We start from the raw sequence: 269 nt of genomic DNA on the forward strand, positions 1-269 counted from the left end.
GATTTAAACGCTAATATTTTACCAGGCTACGATATGATCTCTAATCTATCAGTCGCCAATGATGGCAATGGCCGTGACAACGATGCTCGCGATCCAGGGGATGCGGTTGCAGCTGGTGAATGTGGTAATAACGGTGCACAAGGCTCTAGTTGGCATGGTACTCACGTTGCAGGCACTGTCGCTGCAGTAACGAATAACGGTGAAGGCGTTGCTGGTGTTGCTTATGACGCCAAAGTAGTACCTGTGCGTGTATTGGGTAAATGTGGTGG

The 269-nt window shown here is 49.1% G+C and carries 1 protein-coding gene; it reads left to right on the forward strand.

Translation table 11 applies throughout. The features are described 5' to 3' along the window. Nucleotides 1–33 precede the first annotated feature (33 nt). Nucleotides 34–269: S8 family serine peptidase (locus tag AAEY78_RS13300; protein WP_352339777.1), on the forward strand; the 236-nt coding region annotated here is incomplete at its 3' end.

It is taken from the genome of Psychrobacter sp. 16-MNA-CIBAN-0192 (genome assembly GCF_040309565.1).
Lineage (GTDB): Bacteria > Pseudomonadota > Gammaproteobacteria > Pseudomonadales > Moraxellaceae > Psychrobacter.